Consider the following 19,161-nt stretch of genomic DNA (forward strand, 5'->3'; position numbering starts at 1 on the left):
CGTCACAGGCTGACCAGCCTTCTCTGCATTCTGCGCCTCAGAATACAGCGCGCGCTATGGTGGATCTATGACAGCCGGCGCCGGGCGCTTCATACTGTCGCGGCACCCAGAGAAATGCTCGGTAACGCCCACGTTGGGTCAATATCGTGATGTTGTACGAAAGTATAGATTAAGCCGTTTTTAATACAAATAATTTAGTATTACAATACTATCGTTTATAATACTAAAAGATCATCCTGCTACTCCTCGACACGGAATCAATCGCTCTCTGCGGCAATCGCTGGATCGCGCCGCAAGACTGGAAAAGAGAAGCTCATGACCGAATCGAAGAAAAGCTCGCGGCGACAACTGATAAAGACGGCGGGCAGTGCTGCGCTCACGGCAGGTCTTGCGCCGGCCATTCTGGCACCGCGCCAGGCGCGTGGTTCATCCCGACGGACCCTGAAGATCCTGCAATGGAATCACTTCGTGCCCGAGTTCGACCGCTGGTTCAACGAGGTCTACGTCAAGGACTGGGGCCGTCGTAACGACACGGAAGTCATCGTCGACAATGTCGGCATGACCAGCCTGAACAGCCGCGCGGCCGCCGAGGTCGCCGCCCAGAAAGGTCACGACCTCTGCATGTTCCTGAGCCCGCCGCCGAGCTACGAGGAGCATGTCATCGATCACCGGGAGATCTACGAAGAGTGCGAGCGCCGTTACGGCAAGCCGGTAGAGCTGGCGGTCAAGAGCACCTACAACCCGAAGACGGACAAGTACTACGGCTTTTCCGACAGCTACGTCCCCGATCCGGTCAACTACCGCAAGGATCTCTGGGACGATGTCGGCATGTATCCCGATAGCTGGGACGACATCAGGGTCGGCGGCCGCAAGATCAAGAAGCGGCACGGCATCCCGGTCGGTCTGGGCCTCGCGCCCGAACTGGATACCAACATGGCCCTGCGCTCGCTGATGGCCTCGTTCGGTTCCTCGATCCAGGACGAGTCAGGCAACCTGGCGCTCAATTCCCGCGAAACCCTCGAATCCCTGAAATTCGCCAAGGCGCTCTATCAAGAGGCGATGACCGACGAGGTCTTTACCTGGGACCCCTCATCGAACAACCGCCAGATGCTGGCAAGCCGCGGGTCGCTGGCGGTCAACGCAATATCGATCACCCGTACCGGCGAGAACCAGAGCATTCCCGTGGCGGACAGAATCTGGCTGGCCAAGGCGGCCCGCGGGCCGGTCCGCCGGATCGGGCTTCACCACCTGATCGATGTCTACGTGATCTGGAAGTTCGCTGACAACATAGAGGGCGCGCAGCAGTTCCTGGTGGATTACATCGGCCACTCCGGCGAGGTGTTCCGGGCCAGCCAGTTCTACAACTTTCCCTGTTTTCCGCGCATGGTCCCCGATCTGCCGGATCTCATCGCCAACGATCCCAAGGCGAACCCGGCGGACAAGTACAAAGTCTTCGAGGATGTTTCCCGCTGGGTCACCAACCTGGGCTATCCCGGCTTCGCGAATGCCGCAGAGGACGAGATCTTCACCAGCTGGCTCATCTCGACGATGTTCGCCCAGGCCGCACGAGGCGACATGAGCCCCGAAGACGCGCTCAGTCAGTGCAACCGGGAAGCCGAGCGGATCTTCAGGAAATGGCGGGAAAGGGGCGCTGTCTAAGGGGGCCGGGCTCACACGCCTGCCGATTCACGAGACGTGGCAAGTTTTTGCGGAGTAGACGATGAGAACGTTGCACTTGGTCGTGGCGCTGTTCTTCGTCTTCGGTGTCGCGGGGTCAGCCTCCGCGGCCGACAAGAAGCGGATCTTCGTGGTGAGCAGCTATCACAAGGAGTACCTCTGGTCGCAATCGACCCAGAAGGGCCTGAGCGAGGCGATGCTCAACTACGGCTACCTGGACAACGAGCAGCAGGTCCGGGACTTCGCCGAGCACGATGGGGTCGAGAGCTCCAAGGCGATTGTCAGAAAAGCATGGATGGACACCAAGCGTAAAAACAGCGCGCTTGCCATCGCCAGAGCGACCCAGAGGATCATGAAGGAAATCCGGGAGTTCCAGCCCGATCTCGTGCTGCTGGGCGACGACAATGCGGCCAACTACATCGGCAACCAGCTGCTCGACACCGAAACGCCCGTGGTCTTTTGGGGCATCAATGGGCTGCCCCTGAAGTATGGGCTGGTCGACAGCATGGACAACCCGGGGCACAACGTGACCGGTGTCTGGCAGAACGGCTATCACAGGGAGAGCCTGGAGTTCCTGAACGCGATGGTGCCGTCGGCCAGAACCTTCGCCATCCTGGCCTGCGATTCGGTATCCGCCCGCCCCAACGTCAAGCAGATCCAGGCTCTTGCAAGAAGCGGGAAACTGCCCTTGCAGCTGGTCGACGTCGTGGTGACCAACTCCTACTCGGAGTTCCAGGAAAGGGTCCTCGAGCTGGCCGAAACGGTCGACGCCTTCTTCATCCTGAACCACGACACCTTCCGGGATGACGACGGCAACCATGTCGACATGCTCGCCGTGGGCAAGTGGTATCTCGAGAACGTCAACAAGCCGGAGGCGTCGCACGAGGACCAATTCGTCCGGGAAGGCATGCTTCTGACCGCGAACGATGCCGGCTTCAACCAGAGCTACAAGGCCTTCGAGATGGCCTACGACATCCTCGAGCAGGGCCTGAACCCCAGCCGCATGAGAACGGTCACGCCGCAGCGCGGGCCTCTGATGATCAATCGGGTCCGCGCCAAGATGCTCGGCATCGACGTCGACGAGCGCATGGACATCATTGACATCGTCGTAGAAGACGCCATCGCTCTCGGCGGGTAGTCGTTCCGATGGCGACCGCGGAAAACAATGGGATCTCGATTTTCCTGCGGATTCTCGTCGTCTTCCTGCTGGTGAACATCGCCACGAGCAGCATTCTGATCGTCCTGGCCTACAACTTCAGCCGCGATTCCTTGGAGCGGCGGACGAAGGAGAACATCGCTCAGCAGATCGACACGATCCACCAGATCTTCTCGCATCAGTACATCGGCGCCCTGAAACGATCCCTGAGCACGATCGCGGCGTCGACGGCGCTGAACGACTATCTGCAAGCCTCGGTCGCCGAGCAGATTGTCGAGCAGAAGAGACTGGAGCGGATGTTTCTCAGGCTGCTCAAAGATTTCGACGATTTCCAGGGCGCAAGTTTCGTGAACGGGAGCGGCGACGTCATGATAGAGGTCGTCGGCAAGGCGCGCCGCCGGGAACGCATCAATTTCGAGACGGCCGATTCGGACCCCGCCGGCCTGCTGGACGCGATGGCCTACGATGCCTCAGCCCAGCTCTTCAAGCATCTCAAGTCGATCCCGGTCCTGCTTTCCTCGGGCAACATGGAGTGGTTCATGCCGCCCAGGGAGATGAAGGTGAGCAGACCCTTCGTCGACCGAAACGGCACGGTCTCCTTTGTCGCCGGGCTGGCCAAGATCGACCTGGATACCGGCACTTTCGGCGGAGTCATCATGCTGCGGAAGAGCCTCGCGCCCTTTCTCGCCGCGCTGCGCGACGTGACCTTTTTCGACGAGAACCCGATCTGGGTGTTCGATGCGAACGGACAGGCGCTGCAATCACCCGAGAACGCCAGGGTCACCTTCGACCCCGCCAAATTCCTGAAGAGCGGTTTTCAAGGGAGCCTGGAAATCGTCCAAGTGCCGAGCGGCATCGTGGCCTTCCAGGATTTCGCCATTACGCCCGGACAGCCGTTTCTGCGGGTCGCCGTCGCGATACCCTCTGTGCTGCTGGTCAAGGACTTCTCACCCGCCATCCGCTTCTTCTCCCTGGTGCTCGCGGGCTCCTTGCTGGTTGTGTTCGCGGTCGCGTTCTACGTGTCGCGCTACCTTTCCAATCCCATCGTGGAGCTGGCGTCCGCCGCGGCCCGCTTGGCCGGCGGCAACCTCGAGACCCGGGTCGAGATGAAGACCACCGGCGAAGTCCAGGTGCTGGTCGAGAGCTTCAACCGAATGACGGAACAGCTGCGCGAAACCATCGCCTCGCGCGAGCAGTCGGTACGATCGCTCGAGACCGAGGTGGTGGTCAGGAAGCGGGCGGAAGGCAAACTGAAGCGCCAGGCGGAGGAAATCACCAGAGCGCGCATAGCCGCCGAGGATGCCAGCCGCGCGAAATCGAGCTTCCTCGCCAAGATGAGCCACGAGATCCGGACTCCGATGATCGGGGTGTTGGGCATGACCGACCTGCTGAGAAGCACCGATCTGGGGCCGCGTCAGAAACGGCTGGTCGGGATCCTGCAGCACTCGGCCGAAACGCTGCTCAACATCATCAACGACATCCTGGACTTCTCACGGATCGAGGCGGGCAAGATGACGCTCGACAAGGTCGATTTCGACCTGCAGGAGCTGGTCAGCGACGTCGCCGAACTGCTGTCGGAGCCCGCCCAGAGCAAGACGCTGGAGATCGTCTATTCCCTGGGGGAAGAGGTGCCCGCGTGGCTCTCCGGCGACCCGCAACGGCTCCGGCAGGTGCTCATGAACCTGATCGGCAACTCGATCAAGTTCACCGAGCATGGCGAGGTCGAGGTCACCGTGGCGCAGGAAGCGACCGAGGGAGAGGCGATCACACTGCTGTTTCGTGTTCGCGATACCGGCATCGGCATCAATCTCGACGAGCGGACCGATCTCTTCGCGGCCTTCGAACAGGCCGACAGCTCGATCTCCCACCGCTACGGCGGAACCGGTCTGGGTTTGTCGATCGCCAACCAGCTGGTCACCATGATGGGCGGGAAGATGGGCGTCGAGAGCGAGCCCGGCAGCGGATCGACGTTCTGGTTCACCGCGACCTTCGGGCAATGCAGCCGAGACGAGGCCGAGGACGATGAAACCGGCTACGACCTGTCCGGCGTGCGGATCCTGCTCGCGGACGACAGTGCGGCGAACCGAGCCGTCTTGACCCGATACCTCTGCAGCTCGGGGTGCCGTTGCGACGAAGCCGCGAGCGGCAAAGAGGCCCTTTCCCTGATTCGGGACGGTGCGGATCGCGGCGACGCCTTCGATATCGCGGTGCTCGACATGCGGATGCCGGGCTTGGGCGGGCTGGAGCTGGCGCGGATCATCAAGTCGTCCGAAGAGATCGCCGAGACCGATATCGTTCTCCTGACCTCTCTTGGATGGGACGCGGAACAGGAACGGCGGCACCACGAAATGATCTCCGCCTTCCTGACCAAGCCGGTGCGCGCCGCGGAACTGCGCCGGCATGTCGCCCGGATCGCGCTGGATCTGACGGAGCCGGCCGCCGAGACCCCGCTGGTCGAGGCCGCGGGACCGGCGCAGCAGTCCGAGCCCCCGCTCGGTTTGCAGATTCTGCTCGCCGAAGACAATCACGTGAACCAGGAGGTCGCCCGCGAGTTCCTCGAGGATCTCGGATGCGGGGTCACGATCGTCGAGACCGGAACCGCGGCGGTCGAGGCCTGGGCGGACGGTGGCCACGACGCGCTCCTCCTGGATTGTCAGATGCCCGAGATGGATGGCTACGAAGCGGCCCGGCAGATTCGCGAGCAAGAGCGCCGCTTGGATGACAGGGTGAGAATTCCGATCATCGCGGTCACGGCCTTCGTGACCGCCGGCGAACGCGAGCGGTGCCTGGCCGCGGGCATGGACGACTACCTGTCCAAGCCCTTCAATCAGGTACAGCTCCGCAGTGTTCTAACGCGCTGGGCCCCGCTTGCGCAGTTGAGGCCCAAGGAGCCCGCGAGCGGCCCGGATGACCAGAGCACGCCCTCGCTGGACAGAGAGGTGATCGCCCAGCTTCGCAGTTTCGACGAGAGAACCGGTCGCCAGCTGCTCGCCAAGCTCACCGGTGTCTATCTGGCGGAAGCGCCGGTCCAGTTGGGTCAGCTCGCGGCGGCCGTCGAGCGCGAGGACAGCGCCGGCGCCTCGGTTCTGGCGCACGGACTCAAGACAAGCAGCGCGAACCTGGGCCTGGCGAAACTGGCCGGCCTGCTGAAATCCATGGAGCACAAGGGCCGGGAAAACGCTCTCGCCGAGCTTCCCGATCTGCTTGCCCAGGTCCGCAAGGAGTTTGACACGGCCCGGGCCGCTCTCGAGAGCGAGGTTCCCACCGCGGAGACGGCAGCGAAGAGCGCGTGATGGACAGCTTGGAGACCCCGGAAACCAGGCGATTGATCCTGATCGTCGACGATGATCTTGCTCAACGCATCATTCTGCGTGAGACGCTCGAGGAAGCCGGTTTCGACATCGAAGAAGCCAAGAGCGGCTCGGAAGGCATGGAGAAGGCCCGCGAGCTGACGCCCGACCTCGTCATACTCGACGTGATCATGCCAGATTTGGACGGCTTCTCGGTCTGCCGGTCGCTCAGGGCGGCGCCGGATACCCAGTATCTGCCGATCGTCATTTCGACCGGCCTGGAGGATGGGAAATCCATCGACGAGGCCTTCGCCGCCGGCGCCACAAGCTTTCTGACCAAGCCGATCAACTTCGATCTGCTCGGTCACCAGATCAACTACATACTCCGCGCCAGCCGGCAGGAACTGGAACTGCGCGCGGCGAAGCAGAAGGCCGAGCTGGCCAACCAGGCCAAGACCCACTTCCTGGCAAACATGAGCCACGAGCTGAGGACGCCGCTCAACGCCATCATCGGTTTTGCCGAGATGGCGGCCAAAGAGCTTCTGGGGCCGGTCAACAATCCGGAGTACATCGAGGCGGCGGAGAACATCGGTGAAGCGGGCGGCCACCTGCTGGGGATGATCAACGACATTCTCGAGCTATCGATGCTGGAAGTCGGCGAAGCCTCATTGATGGAAGAAAAGATAAGCCTCCATGAGCTGATCGACTATTGCCGGCGGGGCGTCGAAGGCAGGCTCGAGGAGGCGGGCCTGACTCTCGTTCTCGACGTGACCGAGCAGCTTCCGACGGTGACGGGAGACGAGCTCAAACTGCGGCGCGTCGTCTCCAGCCTTCTGTCGAACGCCATCAAGTTCACGCCGGCGACCGGTCAGATCAGGCTCTCCGCCGAGCTCGAGCCGCTCGGCGGCATCGCGATCCGGGTGCGGGACAACGGCATCGGCATGAATGCCAACGGGATCGAAACGGCGCTCGAGCCCTTCAGGCAGATCGATTCCGGCTTCGATCGCCGTTACGCGGGCGCCGGCCTCGGGTTGCCGCTCAGCAAGTCTCTGATCGAACTGCACGGCGGCAGCCTTGAGATCGAGAGCGGGCCCGGCGAAGGCACCTGCGTCACGCTTCGCCTGCCGCCGCCGCGCGTTCATCGGGAAGCCTGCGCGAAAGCTGTCTAAAGATCTATGGGGCCCTAACACCTATCGCCGGGCGATAGCGGGCTCGGCGTCGCCAATCTCTGTGAGCTCTCGCCAGAAGCGCAGAGGCGACAACTAGCTGCTTGCATCCTATCGCCCGCCCGAGACAGATTCACTCCGACTTTGGTATGGCTTCCACGTCGCCGGGCGATCACTAGGTTCTGTCGGATGTGCAGACTCTTGCCGTGGACCGGAATAGGGCCCGCCCTGCTCGGACTCCTGATGGGGACCCTGCTGTCAATCGCGCAGGTAGCCGCGGCGCGTGACGGAGCAGGCGCGGACGCAACCATGTCGCGCGCGGAGCTGGCCGCGCTGGTCATGCCGCCCTATTCCCTGGGCGAGCCGGTCAACGACCGCGGCGTCTGGTCGCTGTTGAACTCGGGCGGCGCCCTGGCGGGCTACGTCTTCGAGACGGAACCGCTCGCCCCTCTGCCCGGCTTTTCCGGCGCGCCGATCAACGTCTTCGTCATGCTCGACCTCGAGGGCCGGATCATCACGGCCAGGCTGATCGACCACAGCGAGCCGATCTTCATCTCCGGCCTCGGCTCGGCGCCGTTCCACAAGTTCTTCGAGCAGTATCGGGGGCATTCGATCTCGTCGACCTTGGTGGTCGGCGTGCCGTACGGCGCGGCCGACAAGGCCTCGTCGCTGGTCTATCTCGACGGCGTGACCAAGGCCACCGCGAGCGTGCGTATCGCCCACGAGAGCCTGCTGGCGGCCGCCCTCGCGGTGGCCCGCGAGAAGATGCAGGGCATCTCCACGGGACCGCCGGCCAGGCCCGATCCCGACCACGACGAAGAGCTGACCTGGGAGGACCTAGTCGTGCAGGGCCTGGCGACCCGCAAGCGGGTGAGCAACGCCGAGGTCCAGGCCGCCTTCGCCGGCACGCGCTGGGCCGACGACGATCCCGAAGCCCTGGAGGCGCCGGAGGAAGCCTACCTGGACCTCTGGATCGTCGATGTCGGGCCGAAGGCCATCGCGCGCGCGGCGCTGCACCCGGATACCTTCGAGGAGCTCCAGGAGTTCCTGGCGATCTCCGGCAGCGACGAGCCGATCCTGCTGATCGACGCGGGGCGCCACGGCCTGGTCTCCGAGACCTTCGTGCGCAACACCAGCCCGGACTGGCTGTCGGCCGAGCAGGACGGCCTGCCGGTCGCGCTGCGCGACGCCGATCTCTTCGTCGAGGTCGCCGAGGACGCGCCGGAAGGGACCGCCATGATCCTGCGGACCGACCGGCGCCTCGGCTTCGATCCGACCCGCGAGTGGATCCTGCACGTCCTGGCGGTGCGTGAGCACGGCTCGTTCCAGCCGGACACCGGGACCGCGACGCTCTCGGCGACGCATGCGACCGACGAGCGCTTCTTCCTTCGGGAGCAGGCGGTGGGCGTGCTGGATCCCCGGCTCGAGGCGCTGCGCAACCGGGCCGGCGACCTGGGCGCCCTCGGCGTTTTCCTACTCGGCCTGACCGGCATGCTGGCCTTCCGCATGGACCCCCTGGCGGGCCTTCGGCGATTCATCGACGTCCGCCTCGTGGTGCTCGCCGTGATGACCGTGTTCGTCGGCTGGTGGGGCCAGGGACAGCTCTCGATCGTCACTGTTATGGGAACGATCCGCGCGGCGCTCAACGGCGGCGACTTCAACTTCCTGCTCTACGATCCCTTCTCCCTGCTGATCTGGGTCGTTGCGATCGTCAGTTTCGTCGTCTGGGGGCGCGGCCTGTTCTGCGGCTGGCTCTGTCCCTTCGGCGCGCTGCAGGAGTTCGCGCACCACCTGGGCCTGCGCCTGGGTCTCCGGCAGATCGAGCCGAGCGAGCGCTGGGATCGCCGCCTCAAAGCGTTGAAGTACGTCCTGCTCGCGGGCCTCATCCTCTCCGTCTTCGTGGCGCCGCCGGCGCTGACCAAGACCTTCTCCGAGATCGAGCCGTTCAAGACGGCGGTCACGGTCTTCTTCGTGCGCGAGTGGTACTACGTGGCCTACGCCGCGGCCTGGCTGGTCCTCGGGCTGTTCCTGTTCAAGGGCTTCTGCCGCTACGTCTGCCCGCTGGGCGCCCTGATGGCGATCGGCGGGATGTTGCGGCGGCGCGACTGGATCGCGCGGCGCGCCGAATGCGGCTCGCCCTGCCAGCTCTGTCGCGTGCGCTGCAAGTACGGCGCCATCGAGAAGAGCGGCAGGGTCGCCTACTCCGAGTGCTTCCAGTGCCTGGACTGCGTCAAGATCTTCAACGACGTCCGCCAGTGCGTCCCCGAGGTGCTCAGGATCAAGAAGAAGCGGCGGTTGGCGGCATGAGCGTTCCCACTCGAGGTCGTCGGCGCTTTCTCCAGGTCGCCGGCTCGGTCCTGGCGGCGGCCGCGCTGCCGGCGAGCGCTCCAACCGAGCCCACGGTCAGATGGCGCGGACGCGCGCTCGGCGCGGAGGTCGAGATCACCCTGCGCGGACCGGAGAAGCCGGCCCGGCGGGCCCTCGAAGGTAGCCGGGAGGTGCTGCGGAGGATGGAGTCCCTCTTCAGCCTCTACGACCCGGCCTCGGCGTTGTCGCGCCTGAACCGGAGCGGGCGTCTCGACCGGCCCGACGCGGCCTTCCTCGACCTGCTGCGGCAGGCCGATGCCGTCGTGCGGGCGACCGGCGGCGCCTTCGACCCGAGCGTTCAGCCGCTGTGGCGCCTGCTGGCGGCGAGCGGCGGCGCGCCTGATCCCGCAGCGCTCCGGCACGCGACGGCCCTGGTCGGCTGGGAGGCGGTCGGGTTCGACGAGTCCGCCGTCCGCCTCGAGCGATCCGGGATGGCGCTCACCTTCAACGGGATCGCCCAGGGCTTCGCGACCGACCGGGTGAGCGAGGCGCTACACCGCGAGGGCTTTTTCCACACCCTGGTGAACGTCGGCGAGTTCCGTGCCGGCGGCGGTGTCTGGCGGATCGGCGTCGAGGACCCGGCCCTCGGCCTCGTCGCGGTGCGCCCCTTGACCCGCGGCGCCATTGCGACCTCGAGCCCCGCGGCGCTCTGGCTGAAGGCGGGCGAGATCGCCCACATCCTGAGCCCGCGGGAGCCGACGCGCCGGGCCCGCTGGTCGACCGTCAGCGTCGAGGCCGCGACGGCGGCCCAGGCGGACGGCTATTCCACCGCCTTCACCATGATCGAGGAGCCGGCGGTCCGCGGCATCCTCGCGGAGGTGCCCGGCCTGACCCGCGCCCTCCTGGTGGCGGAAGACGGGACGGTCAGGGAAAGGGGCCTACCAGTCGGGCGGGGTGAAGCTTAGTCCGTGCGCGTCGAAGATGGCCGCCAGTCGGCCGTCGTCGACCGCCGCCCGGATGGCGTCGTCGACGCTGTAGGCGAGCGGGCGGTAGTTGTGGCGGACGGCGACGCCCAGGGTCCATTCGCCGACCGCGAAGCCCGGGAGCGGCGGCGCGTGGACCGCGAGCTCGGCGGTCAGGCCGAAATCGAGCTGGGTCTTGCGCCCCATGACCGCCTGGACCTCGCCCTGCGCCAGGGCGACCATGGCCTCGGCCGTTGTCGGGAAGCGCCGGATGTTGGGCTGGAGCTGTCCGCCGGCGAAGGACGAGAGATAGAAGTCGGCGATCGAGTCGTTCTCGACGCCGACCTTGTCGAAGCGGAAGTAGGCCGGAGTCGGCGCGTCGCCGTCGGGGTAGGCGTCCCGCCGATAGGCGATGGCGATCTTCTCGTTGAAGTATTGCCCGGTCAGGACGACCTGCTCGTTTCGGCAGGCCAGGTCGTCGTTGTAGGGGACGTGGAGCATGATGTTGCTGACCCGGCCACCGATCAGCGGACCCTTCCAAACGTAGTTCCTGAGGTCGCCGTCGACGTTCTCGGCCGCCGCGACGAAGCGGAAGCGCGCCTCGACGCCAAGGAACTCCGCCACCAACCGGCCCAGGTCGATATCGACGCCCTTCGCCTTGCCGCCGTCACGCCAGGAATAGGGCGGGAACTCCTCGTAGACGGCGAACTCGATGTAACCGCGCTCGACGATCTCATCCAGGGACTGGCCGACGATGTCTCGGCTGGCGTTCTGCGGCTTCGGCCCGGGGACGTGGTCTTCGCACCGGGCCAGAGCCGCATCGGTGGGCGCTAGGAGGCAAACAAGCGCAATCGCGCATGCAAGCGCCCCGCCCCGCATCTACTTCGCCGCGGACAGACCGACGGTCAGGACGTCGGCGGCCGACTTGAAGCCGTGTGGCGTGCCGTCCAGCAGCAGGGCCGCCTGGGAGGCGACGGAATCGGCGATCGGCGCCCCCGACCCGGTCTCGATCAGGCCCGCGATGCCGAGCAGTTCCGTACGCAGTTCCTCGACGGTCGCGGCGTCGGCGCCGCCGTTCATCGTGCCGAGCTGATCGCGGATCTGCTTCAGGCGATCGTTGAAGGGGTCGAGGGCGCCCTCGTCGGGCCGGGTCTCGACGTAGGTCCGGATCGCCCACGCGGCCTTCTCGCCGAGCAGCTCGCCGAAGGCCGGCATCTTGGTGACGCCGCCCTGGGTGTAGCCGTTCAGGAACCGCTCCATGTACCACTCGTCGCCGTCCATGTCGGCCTCGAGGTAACGGAGGTCGGGCGCCAAGCCGCCGGACACCGCGCCCAGACCGTGACAGCGCGCGCAGTTCTGATTATAGCCCGAGGCGCCGATCTCGACGGCCTTCAGCCAGACCTCCTTGTCGGCATCCCGATAGGGGTTCTCCTCCAGCTCCTCGCCGATGTCCGGCAAGGCGTCGGTGTTGACCGGCTGCGGCGCGACCTCGCCATGGGCGTAGACCAGGGAGGAGAAGGCCATCGATCCCACGAGCAGGGCAATGGCGTGGCGCAGTCTCTTGGTTGTCGGGGTGGCCATGGTCGTCCTCCAGAGCAATCGTGGTTTCCAGGCATGTTTGACTGTCCCTTACCACGGTGCTTCGTTTCCGGGATATTAGACTTTGGACCTATCGAATAGGCAATAGATGCGACTTTGGTCGCATATAGCGGCCGGGGCCGGGGCACTAGTATTGGCGCCGAACTACGGGGGCGAAATGCGGATCGGACTGCTCACACTGCTTCTTTTGGCCGGCGCGGCCGCGGCCCGGGCCGAGGTCCCGGTGACCGTGACCTACCTGGAACACCAGGTCGAGCGGCCGCCGACGCTCTCGAACCTGGATCCGGTGCCGGCCGACCTCGCCCTGGCCGGCGCCCGGCTGGGCCTGGCCGACAACGCCACGACCGGCGGTTTCCTCGGACACGTCTACGCGCTGGAGACGACTGTGGTGCCGCCGTCGGGCGACGTGGCGGCGGCGGCCCGCGCCGCGCTGGCCGGGAGCCGCATCCTGGTGGTCAACGCGCCTGCGGAAACCCTGCTCGCCGTCGCCGACCTGCCCGAGGCCGCCTCCGCCCTGATCTTCAACGTGTCAGCGCCGGAAGACCGGCTGAGAGACCGGGACTGCCGGTCCAACGTGCTGCACGCCATCGCCAGCTACGGCATGCGCGCCGACGCGCTGGCGCAGTTCATGAAGAAGCGGCGCTGGACCGATTGGGCGCTGGTCGAGGGCCCGCAGCCGGCCGATCGCCACTTCGCCGAAGCCCTCAGGTCGTCCGCCAGGAAGTTCGGCCTGAAGGTCGTCGACGAAGCGCCCTGGGACATCGGCGCCGACATCCGCCGCAACGCCGCCCAGGAGGTGCCGCTCTTCACGCAGCCCCTGGCCGACCACGATCTCCTGGTGATCACAGACGAGGCGGGGGACTTCGGCCGCTACTTCCTGTTCAACACGGCCCTGCCCCGGCCCGTGGCCGGGTCCGAGGGCCTCAAGCCGGTAACCTGGTCGCCGGTGGTCGAGCAATGGGGCGCCGCTCAGCTGCAGAACCGCTTCCGCGACCTGGCCGGTCGCCCGATGCGCTCGGAGGACTATGCGGCCTGGGCGGCGCTGCGCAGCGTGGGCGAGGCGGTCACCCGGACCGGCGGCAACGACCCCGCTGGCCTGCGCGCCTTCATCCTCTCCAAGGACTTCGGCCTCGCCGGGCAGAAGGGCCGCCCGATGTCCTACCGGACATGGAACGGGCAGCTGCGCCAGCCACTTCCCCTGGTCCACGGCCGGGCGGTGGCCGCGGTCGCGCCGATCGAAGGTTTCCTGCACCAGCGGACCGAGATGGACAGCCTCGGTCTCGACAAACCCCAGAGCGCGTGTCGCGCCTTTGCGGAGGATGAAAGCCAATGAGACCCCTTGTGGCGGCCGTGCTGGCCAAGGCCCTGATGATTGGGACCCTGGCGCTGCCGGCCTCGGCCGCGGAGATCTGGGTGAGCAACGAGAAGGACGACACGATCAGCGTGATCGACGTGGAGAGCCTGGAGGTCGTGCGCACCATCCCGACCGGCGAGCGGCCGCGCGGCATCACCTTCTCGAAGGACTTTAGCCGCCTCTACATCTGCGCCTCGGACAGCGACGCCGTGCAGGTGATGGACCCGGAGACCGGCAAGATCCTGCACGAGCTGCCGTCGGGCGAGGACCCCGAGCAGTTCGTGCTGCACCCGGACGACCGCCGGCTCTATATCGCCAACGAGGACGACGCCGTGACCACGGTGGTCGACACCGAGACCCGGAAGGTGGTGGCCCAGATCAACGTCGGCATCGAGCCGGAGGGCATGGCCGTCTCGCCCGACGGCAAGATCGCCATCACCACCTCCGAGACCACCAACATGGCGCACTGGATCGACACCGAGACGAACAAGCTCTTCGCCAACACTCTGGTGGCGTCGCGGCCCCGGCACGCCGAGTTCGTCAAGGACGGCCAGGAGCTTTGGGTCAGCTCGGAGATCGGCGGGACGATCACGGTCTTCAAGGTGAGCGACCAGTCGAAGGTCGCCGAGATCGGCTTCGAGGTCAGCGGCATGCGGCCCGACCGGGTGCAGCCCGTCGGCTTCGAGTTCACGCCCGACGAGAAGCGGGCCTTCGTCGCCCTGGGGCCCTCGAACCACGTCGCCGTGGTCAACGCCGAGACCTACGAGGTCGAGAAGTACATCCTGGTCGGCCGCCGCGTCTGGCACATGGCCTTCTCGCCCGACCACAAGCTGCTCTTCACCACCAACGGCGTCTCGGGCGACGTGACGGTGATCGACGTCGACGATCTGAAGGCGATCAAGACGATCAAGGTCGGCAGGTTCCCCTGGGGCGCCGCCGCCCGCCCGTAACCAGAACACCCAACAGGAGAGGCAGGAAAATGACCAGAGGATTTCTCGGCTTGATCGTGGCGCTGGGGCTGCTGCTGCCCGCGGCGCCGGACCTCGGGGCCCACGAGCTGGGCTTCGCAGGCCTGCTGTCGAAGACCAACCGGGGCGAGATGCCCGGCCTGAAGCTGGCCTCGGGCGAGCCGCTCGCCAAGGGGCCGATCACCCTGAAGTCGGGCACCTACTACGAGCTGGAGATCGAGGCCGACGGCTCGGCCGAGCTGGCCCTGGTCGGACCCGAGTTCTTCCGCGCCATCTGGATCGACGAGGTCGTGATCAACGGGCTGGAGGTGCGGCCGCTCGGCCTGGACAGCGTCGAGTTCGACGACGCCGGCGTCATGGAGATCGCCTTCGTCGCGATCAAGCCGGGGCGCTACGTGCTGAAGATCCCGGGCTCCACCGGCGAGAGCCAGCGGGTCGAGATCACGATCCAATAGCGGCGGGCCAATGACCACGCGGCGGGGCCTCCTTCCCGCGGACGTCGACCGGGCCGGAGGATTCTGCTAAGACCTTCGGGCACCACCGAGAGGCGGGAAGGTTGGCATGATCCGCAAGGCGGCCGCGTTTTTTCTCCTGCTCCTGCCGGCCGCGGCCTGGGCGGACGAAGGCGGCACCCTCAATCCCGACGAGATGTCGCTCGACAGCGCGATCGCAAAGGTGCTGCGCGGCGAGGTCGGGATGGTCAACTGCGCCCACGGCTATCACATCACCAAGGCAGGCCGCCACGCGGAGGCGCGGCTGCTGCTGGAACGCTGCGCCGAGGCCGGCTACACCGGCGCCATGACCTGGATGTCCCAGCTCGACGACAACGGGCTGGGCGCCCCGGAGGATCCCGCGGCGGCGGCGGCCTGGGACCGGCGGGCGGCCGAAGCCGGCGATCCGGTCGGCAAGTTCAACTACGGCCTGGACCTGCTGCGCGGCCGCGGCGTGGCCTACGACCCCGAGCTGGGCCGGCGCTACGTCGACGAGGCCGCGGCCGAGGGGCTCGAGGTCGCCAAGCGCCTGCAGGCGGCTGACTACGACCTGGAGGAGGTCACGCCCGACGCCGACAGCTGGAAGTACGACCTGCTCTACTGAGCGCCGGGCCGCGGAAACGCCACATTCCCGGGCCTGCGACCCACCCCCCGGGTCTACGACCCCCGCCCATCGGGCCTACGACCAAGGTGCCGGTTTGCTTCCCGTGGGAGTCGCGATAGTCTAATCGTACCGGTATCCGTGGAGGCTGCCGGGGTCGATGGAACGCACGGAATTGGGAGGATGAGAATGAAGCGGTTCCTGCTCGCGCTCGGCGTCGGTCTTCTGGTGACCGCGCCCGTCCAGGCGCAGATCACCGAAGAGGACCTGCGCAACGACCAGACCGTCACGAACCAGATCGTGACCAACGGCATGGGCCGCCATCAGCAGCGCTACAGCCCGCTGGACAAGATCAACAAGGGCAACGTCAAGCACCTGTCGCCGGTCTGGGCCTTCTCCCTCGGCGGCGAGAAGCAGCGCGGCCAGGAGACCCAGCCGCTGATCTACGACGGGGTCATGTACATCACCGGCTCCTATTCCCGGCTCTTCGCCATCGACGTCAAGACCGGCGAGGAGATCTGGCAGTACGACGCGCGCCTGCCGGAAGGCATCCTTCCCTGCTGCGACGTGGTCAACCGCGGCGCGGCGCTCTACGGCGACAAGATCTACTTCGGTACCCTGGACGCCCGCATCGTCGCCTTGGACCGGAAGACCGGCGACGTCGTCTGGCGCAAGAAGATCGCCAGCTACAAGGCGGGCTATTCCTATACCGCGGCGCCGGTGATCGTGAACGGCCTGGTGATCACCGGCAACTCCGGCGGCGAGTTCGGCATCGTCGGCGCGGTGCAGGCCCGTGACGCCGAGACCGGCGAGCTGGTGTGGAACCGCCCCGTGATCGAGGGGCACATGGGCACCTACAAGGGCCAGGAATCCACCATGACCGGCAAGTTGAACGCGACTTGGCCGGGCGATCTCTGGAAGACCGGCGGCGGCGCCACCTGGCTGGGCGGCACCTACGACGCCGACACCGACACCCTGGTCTTCGGCGCCGGCAATCCCGCCCCCTGGAACAGCCACCTGCGCGGTGCCGGGGAACCCAAGGCGGACAACTCGGGCGACAACCTCTACGCCGCCTCGCGGATCGGCATCGACCCGGCCAACGGCGAGATCAAGTGGCACTACCAGACCACGCCGCGCGAGGGCTGGGATTTCGACGGCGTCAACGAGGTCGTGCCTTATGTCGACCGCGACGGCAACAAGCGCTACGCCACGGCCGACCGCAACGGCTTCTTCTATGTCCTGAACCGGGAAGACGGCGCCTTCGTCACCGCCCATCCCTTCGTCAAGGACATCAGCTGGGCCAAGGGCATCGACAAGAACGGCCGCCCGATCTTCGTCGAGGAGAACCGGCCGAGCGACCCGGCCGCCGCGGCCGACGGCCAGAAGGGCGAAACCGTCTTCGCGGTGCCGTCGTTCCTGGGCGGCAAGAACTGGATGCCCATGGCGTTCAGCCAGAAGACCGGCCTGTTCTACGTCCCGTCGAACGAGTGGGGCATGGACATCTGGAACGAGCCGATCACCTACAAGAAGGGCGCGGCCTACCTCGGCGCCGGCTTCACGATCAAGCCGCTGTTCGAGGACTACATCGGCTCGCTCAAGGCGATCGACCCGACGACCGGCGAGGTCAAGTGGGAGTACAAGAACAACGCCCCGCTCTGGGCCGGCGTCATGACCACGGCCGGTGGCCTGGTCTTCACCGGCACGCCCGAGGGGCACCTGAAGGCCTTCGACGACGAGACCGGCGAGGAGCTCTGGTCGTTCCAGACCGGCTCCGGCATCGTCGGCCAGCCGGTGACCTGGGACATGGACGGCGAGCAGTACGTCTCGGTGATCTCGGGCTGGGGCGGCGCGGTGCCGCTCTGGGGCGGCGAAGTCGCCAAGAAGGTCAACTACCTGAACCAGGGTGGCTTGCTCTGGGTCTTCAAGGTGCCGCGCTCGCTGGCCGCGGCCAACTAAGCGGGCCTCCCGTTCCGGCTTCGCGGCGCGCCCCTCCCGGGGCGCGCCGTTTTCTTTCGGTTGCTGAAGACTCTCTGAGTCCTTGACCACGGTCATCCTTCGACGAGGGGGCGTAGGCCCGGCGCTACGCGCGGATGAGGGTAAGTGTTTGATACAAATCGCCCTCACCCTAAGCTTGTCGAAGGGTGATGGTCCCGACTGAGCACTCTTTCCGCAGCCTCTTGGAGCCGCCGGCCCTGCCCCGGGGTATTGTCCATAGGTCCAATAGGCCGGGCGCCGGCTTTGGGGTAGGCTGGCCCCACAATGAGCTTGGAAAAACTGCCGCGGGCGCCCGCCATGACCCTGGCCGAGAAGTCCCTGGTTCCCATATCCCTGTCAACGGCGCTGATCGTCGACGACCACCCGCTGTTCTGCGAGGCCCTCTCGCTGACCCTGAAGTCGGTGCTGAACGTGCACCAGATCGACACGGCCGACCGGCTGGAAGGCGCCCTCGAGCGGCTCTCCCGGGACCCGGCCCCCGACGCGATCCTGCTCGACCTCACCCTGCCCGACGTCGAGGGCCTGGACGGCCTGATCCGTCTCAAGAGGGTCGCGCGCGACATCCCGATCATCGTGGTCTCGTCGCTCTCCGAGCCGCGCATCATCGCCTCGGCGATCCGCGCCGGCGCCGCGGGCTTCGTGCCGAAGCACAGCCAGCGCGACGTGTTCCGCGAGGCCTTCTCGGAGATCTGGCAGGGCCGGACCTACCTGCCCGACGACTACATTCCGGGTGACGAGGGCGACGAGGCTGGCTCGGACGAGGAGGAGGCGCTGCGCCGCCTCTCGGACCTGACGCCGCAGCAGATGAAGATCCTGCAGTCGGTCTGCGCGGGCAAGCTCAACAAGCAGATCGCCTACGACCTCAACATCGCCGAGACCACCGTCAAGGCCCACATCACCGCGATCCTGCGCAAGCTCGGCGTCCAGAGCCGCACCCAGGCGGCGATGATGGCGCAGAGCGCCCGCTTCTCGAGCATCTTGCTGGACCGCGCCGGGTTTGATTAGTCTTCCCTCCCAAGAAAGAGGAACCTTCTGGGAGGACGCCCGATGGACGGTCGGGCCCCGGCGCCGGCCCCGGTCTTGGGGAAGGCCGCCGATCTGGTGCGCAGCGGCCACGCGCCGGTCGAGGATCTCGACCGGGCCTTCGCGAGTCTGGCCGAGCAGATCGGGACCGAGACTCTCGCTCTCGTAATCCTCTTCGTCTCCCCCAGCGCGGACCTGGAGCGGGTGGCCCGGCTGACGGCAGAGACCTTCGGCGAGGTCCCGGTCATCGGCTGCACGACCGCTGGCGAGATCGCTGAACAGGGCTATACCGCGGACGAGATCGTGGCGGTCGGGTTGCCGGCCGAGAACTTCCGCGCCGGCACCCTCTTCGTCGAGCGGCTGGGCGACCTCGGCCAGCAGGACATCGTGGCCGGCGCGGTGCGGCTCCGCGGCAGCCTGGCGCGCGAAGCGCCGGACTGGTCCGAGGAGTTCGGCTTTCTCCTGATCGACGGCATGTCGCTGCGCGAGGACCAGCTGGCCTGGGCCCTGGGGCCCGCGTTCGGCCTGACGCCCTTCTTCGGCGGCTCGGCCGGCGACGGCCTCAGCTTCGA

Annotated in this window: 15 protein-coding genes; 13 read left to right on the plus strand and 2 right to left on the minus strand. The window is 66.3% G+C overall.

What is annotated here, in order from left to right; all coding sequences use genetic code 11:
• Positions 1-315 precede the first annotated feature (315 nt).
• From QNJ67_05020 to QNJ67_05045, 6 genes are all read left to right on the plus strand, one after another.
• Complete coding sequence (locus QNJ67_05020; protein ID MDJ0608317.1) at positions 316-1,659, plus strand: ABC transporter substrate-binding protein; 1,344 nt, start codon at positions 316-318, stop codon at positions 1,657-1,659.
• A 61-nt stretch (positions 1,660-1,720) separates the two neighbouring features.
• Positions 1,721-2,815, plus strand: a complete 1,095-nt coding sequence (locus tag QNJ67_05025) for an ABC transporter substrate binding protein (protein ID MDJ0608318.1) — start codon at positions 1,721-1,723, stop codon at positions 2,813-2,815.
• Between the two features lie 8 nt (positions 2,816-2,823).
• Complete coding sequence (locus QNJ67_05030; GenBank protein ID MDJ0608319.1) at positions 2,824-6,126, plus strand: response regulator; 3,303 nt, start codon at positions 2,824-2,826, stop codon at positions 6,124-6,126.
• Positions 6,126-7,292 (plus strand): response regulator, encoded by a 1,167-nt coding sequence (locus QNJ67_05035; protein MDJ0608320.1) that lies wholly within the window; start codon positions 6,126-6,128, stop codon positions 7,290-7,292. The genes QNJ67_05030 and QNJ67_05035 overlap by 1 nt, the downstream gene beginning before the upstream one ends.
• Before the next feature lie 306 nt (positions 7,293-7,598).
• On the plus strand, positions 7,599-9,596 hold the full coding sequence (locus QNJ67_05040; protein ID MDJ0608321.1) for a 4Fe-4S binding protein: 1,998 nt from the start codon (positions 7,599-7,601) through the stop codon (positions 9,594-9,596).
• Entirely contained in the window at positions 9,593-10,561 is a 969-nt protein-coding gene (locus QNJ67_05045; protein ID MDJ0608322.1) for an FAD:protein FMN transferase, read from the plus strand. Before QNJ67_05040 ends, QNJ67_05045 begins: the two co-directional genes overlap by 4 nt.
• On the opposite strand, the gene QNJ67_05050 is transcribed toward QNJ67_05045, so the two are convergent.
• Together QNJ67_05050 and pedF are read right to left on the minus strand one after the other, a co-directional pair.
• The gene (locus QNJ67_05050; protein ID MDJ0608323.1) at positions 10,535-11,437 is read right to left on the minus strand and encodes a transporter substrate-binding domain-containing protein; all 903 of its coding nucleotides are present in this window, start codon (positions 11,435-11,437) and stop codon (positions 10,535-10,537) included. The two genes, QNJ67_05045 and QNJ67_05050, sit on opposite strands and share 27 nt — an antisense overlap.
• Positions 11,438-12,139, minus strand: coding sequence for a cytochrome c-550 PedF (pedF, locus tag QNJ67_05055; GenBank protein MDJ0608324.1), 702 nt, complete (start codon positions 12,137-12,139; stop codon positions 11,438-11,440). It lies immediately after the preceding gene.
• A 175-nt stretch (positions 12,140-12,314) separates the two neighbouring features.
• On the opposite strand from pedF, the gene QNJ67_05060 reads away from it, so the two are divergent.
• The 7 genes from QNJ67_05060 to QNJ67_05090 form a co-directional block, all read left to right on the plus strand.
• Complete coding sequence (locus tag QNJ67_05060) at positions 12,315-13,490, plus strand: ABC transporter substrate-binding protein (protein MDJ0608325.1); 1,176 nt, start codon at positions 12,315-12,317, stop codon at positions 13,488-13,490.
• A complete protein-coding gene (locus tag QNJ67_05065; GenBank protein MDJ0608326.1) occupies positions 13,487-14,461 on the plus strand; it encodes a YVTN family beta-propeller repeat protein in 975 nt (324 codons plus the stop codon). Before QNJ67_05060 ends, QNJ67_05065 begins: the two co-directional genes overlap by 4 nt.
• 29 nt (positions 14,462-14,490) lie before the next feature.
• A complete protein-coding gene (locus QNJ67_05070) occupies positions 14,491-14,934 on the plus strand; it encodes a hypothetical protein (protein MDJ0608327.1) in 444 nt (147 codons plus the stop codon).
• 106 nt (positions 14,935-15,040) lie between these two features.
• On the plus strand, positions 15,041-15,574 hold the full coding sequence (locus QNJ67_05075; GenBank protein MDJ0608328.1) for a hypothetical protein: 534 nt from the start codon (positions 15,041-15,043) through the stop codon (positions 15,572-15,574).
• Positions 15,575-15,760: 186 nt separating this feature from the next.
• A complete protein-coding gene (locus QNJ67_05080; protein ID MDJ0608329.1) occupies positions 15,761-17,527 on the plus strand; it encodes a PQQ-dependent methanol/ethanol family dehydrogenase in 1,767 nt (588 codons plus the stop codon).
• A gap of 303 nt (positions 17,528-17,830) precedes the next feature.
• A complete protein-coding gene (locus QNJ67_05085; GenBank protein MDJ0608330.1) occupies positions 17,831-18,571 on the plus strand; it encodes a response regulator transcription factor in 741 nt (246 codons plus the stop codon).
• A 42-nt stretch (positions 18,572-18,613) separates the two neighbouring features.
• The coding region (locus tag QNJ67_05090) for an FIST N-terminal domain-containing protein (protein ID MDJ0608331.1) at positions 18,614-19,161 on the plus strand (548 nt) is incomplete at its 3' end.

The sequence above is a fragment of the Kiloniellales bacterium genome, assembly GCA_030064845.1.
Lineage (GTDB): Bacteria > Pseudomonadota > Alphaproteobacteria > Kiloniellales > JAKSDN01 > JASJEC01.

What these genes read in the sequence shown, in the direction of transcription:
- QNJ67_05040 (MDJ0608321.1), top strand. Translation starts at nt 7,599, where the DNA reads ATGTCGCGCGCGGAGCTGGCCGCGCTGGTCATGCCGCCCTATTCCCTG.
- pedF (MDJ0608324.1), bottom strand. Translation starts at nt 12,139, where the DNA reads ATGGCCACCCCGACAACCAAGAGACTGCGCCACGCCATTGCCCTGCTC.
- QNJ67_05085 (MDJ0608330.1), top strand. Translation starts at nt 17,831, where the DNA reads ATGAGCTTGGAAAAACTGCCGCGGGCGCCCGCCATGACCCTGGCCGAG.
- QNJ67_05025 (MDJ0608318.1), top strand. Translation starts at nt 1,721, where the DNA reads ATGAGAACGTTGCACTTGGTCGTGGCGCTGTTCTTCGTCTTCGGTGTC.
- QNJ67_05030 (MDJ0608319.1), top strand. Translation starts at nt 2,824, where the DNA reads ATGGCGACCGCGGAAAACAATGGGATCTCGATTTTCCTGCGGATTCTC.
- QNJ67_05080 (MDJ0608329.1), top strand. Translation starts at nt 15,761, where the DNA reads ATGAAGCGGTTCCTGCTCGCGCTCGGCGTCGGTCTTCTGGTGACCGCG.
- QNJ67_05020 (MDJ0608317.1), top strand. Translation starts at nt 316, where the DNA reads ATGACCGAATCGAAGAAAAGCTCGCGGCGACAACTGATAAAGACGGCG.
- QNJ67_05045 (MDJ0608322.1), top strand. Translation starts at nt 9,593, where the DNA reads ATGAGCGTTCCCACTCGAGGTCGTCGGCGCTTTCTCCAGGTCGCCGGC.
- QNJ67_05065 (MDJ0608326.1), top strand. Translation starts at nt 13,487, where the DNA reads ATGAGACCCCTTGTGGCGGCCGTGCTGGCCAAGGCCCTGATGATTGGG.
- QNJ67_05070 (MDJ0608327.1), top strand. Translation starts at nt 14,491, where the DNA reads ATGACCAGAGGATTTCTCGGCTTGATCGTGGCGCTGGGGCTGCTGCTG.
- QNJ67_05075 (MDJ0608328.1), top strand. Translation starts at nt 15,041, where the DNA reads ATGATCCGCAAGGCGGCCGCGTTTTTTCTCCTGCTCCTGCCGGCCGCG.
- QNJ67_05060 (MDJ0608325.1), top strand. Translation starts at nt 12,315, where the DNA reads ATGCGGATCGGACTGCTCACACTGCTTCTTTTGGCCGGCGCGGCCGCG.
- QNJ67_05050 (MDJ0608323.1), bottom strand. Translation starts at nt 11,437, where the DNA reads ATGCGGGGCGGGGCGCTTGCATGCGCGATTGCGCTTGTTTGCCTCCTA.
- QNJ67_05035 (MDJ0608320.1), top strand. Translation starts at nt 6,126, where the DNA reads ATGGACAGCTTGGAGACCCCGGAAACCAGGCGATTGATCCTGATCGTC.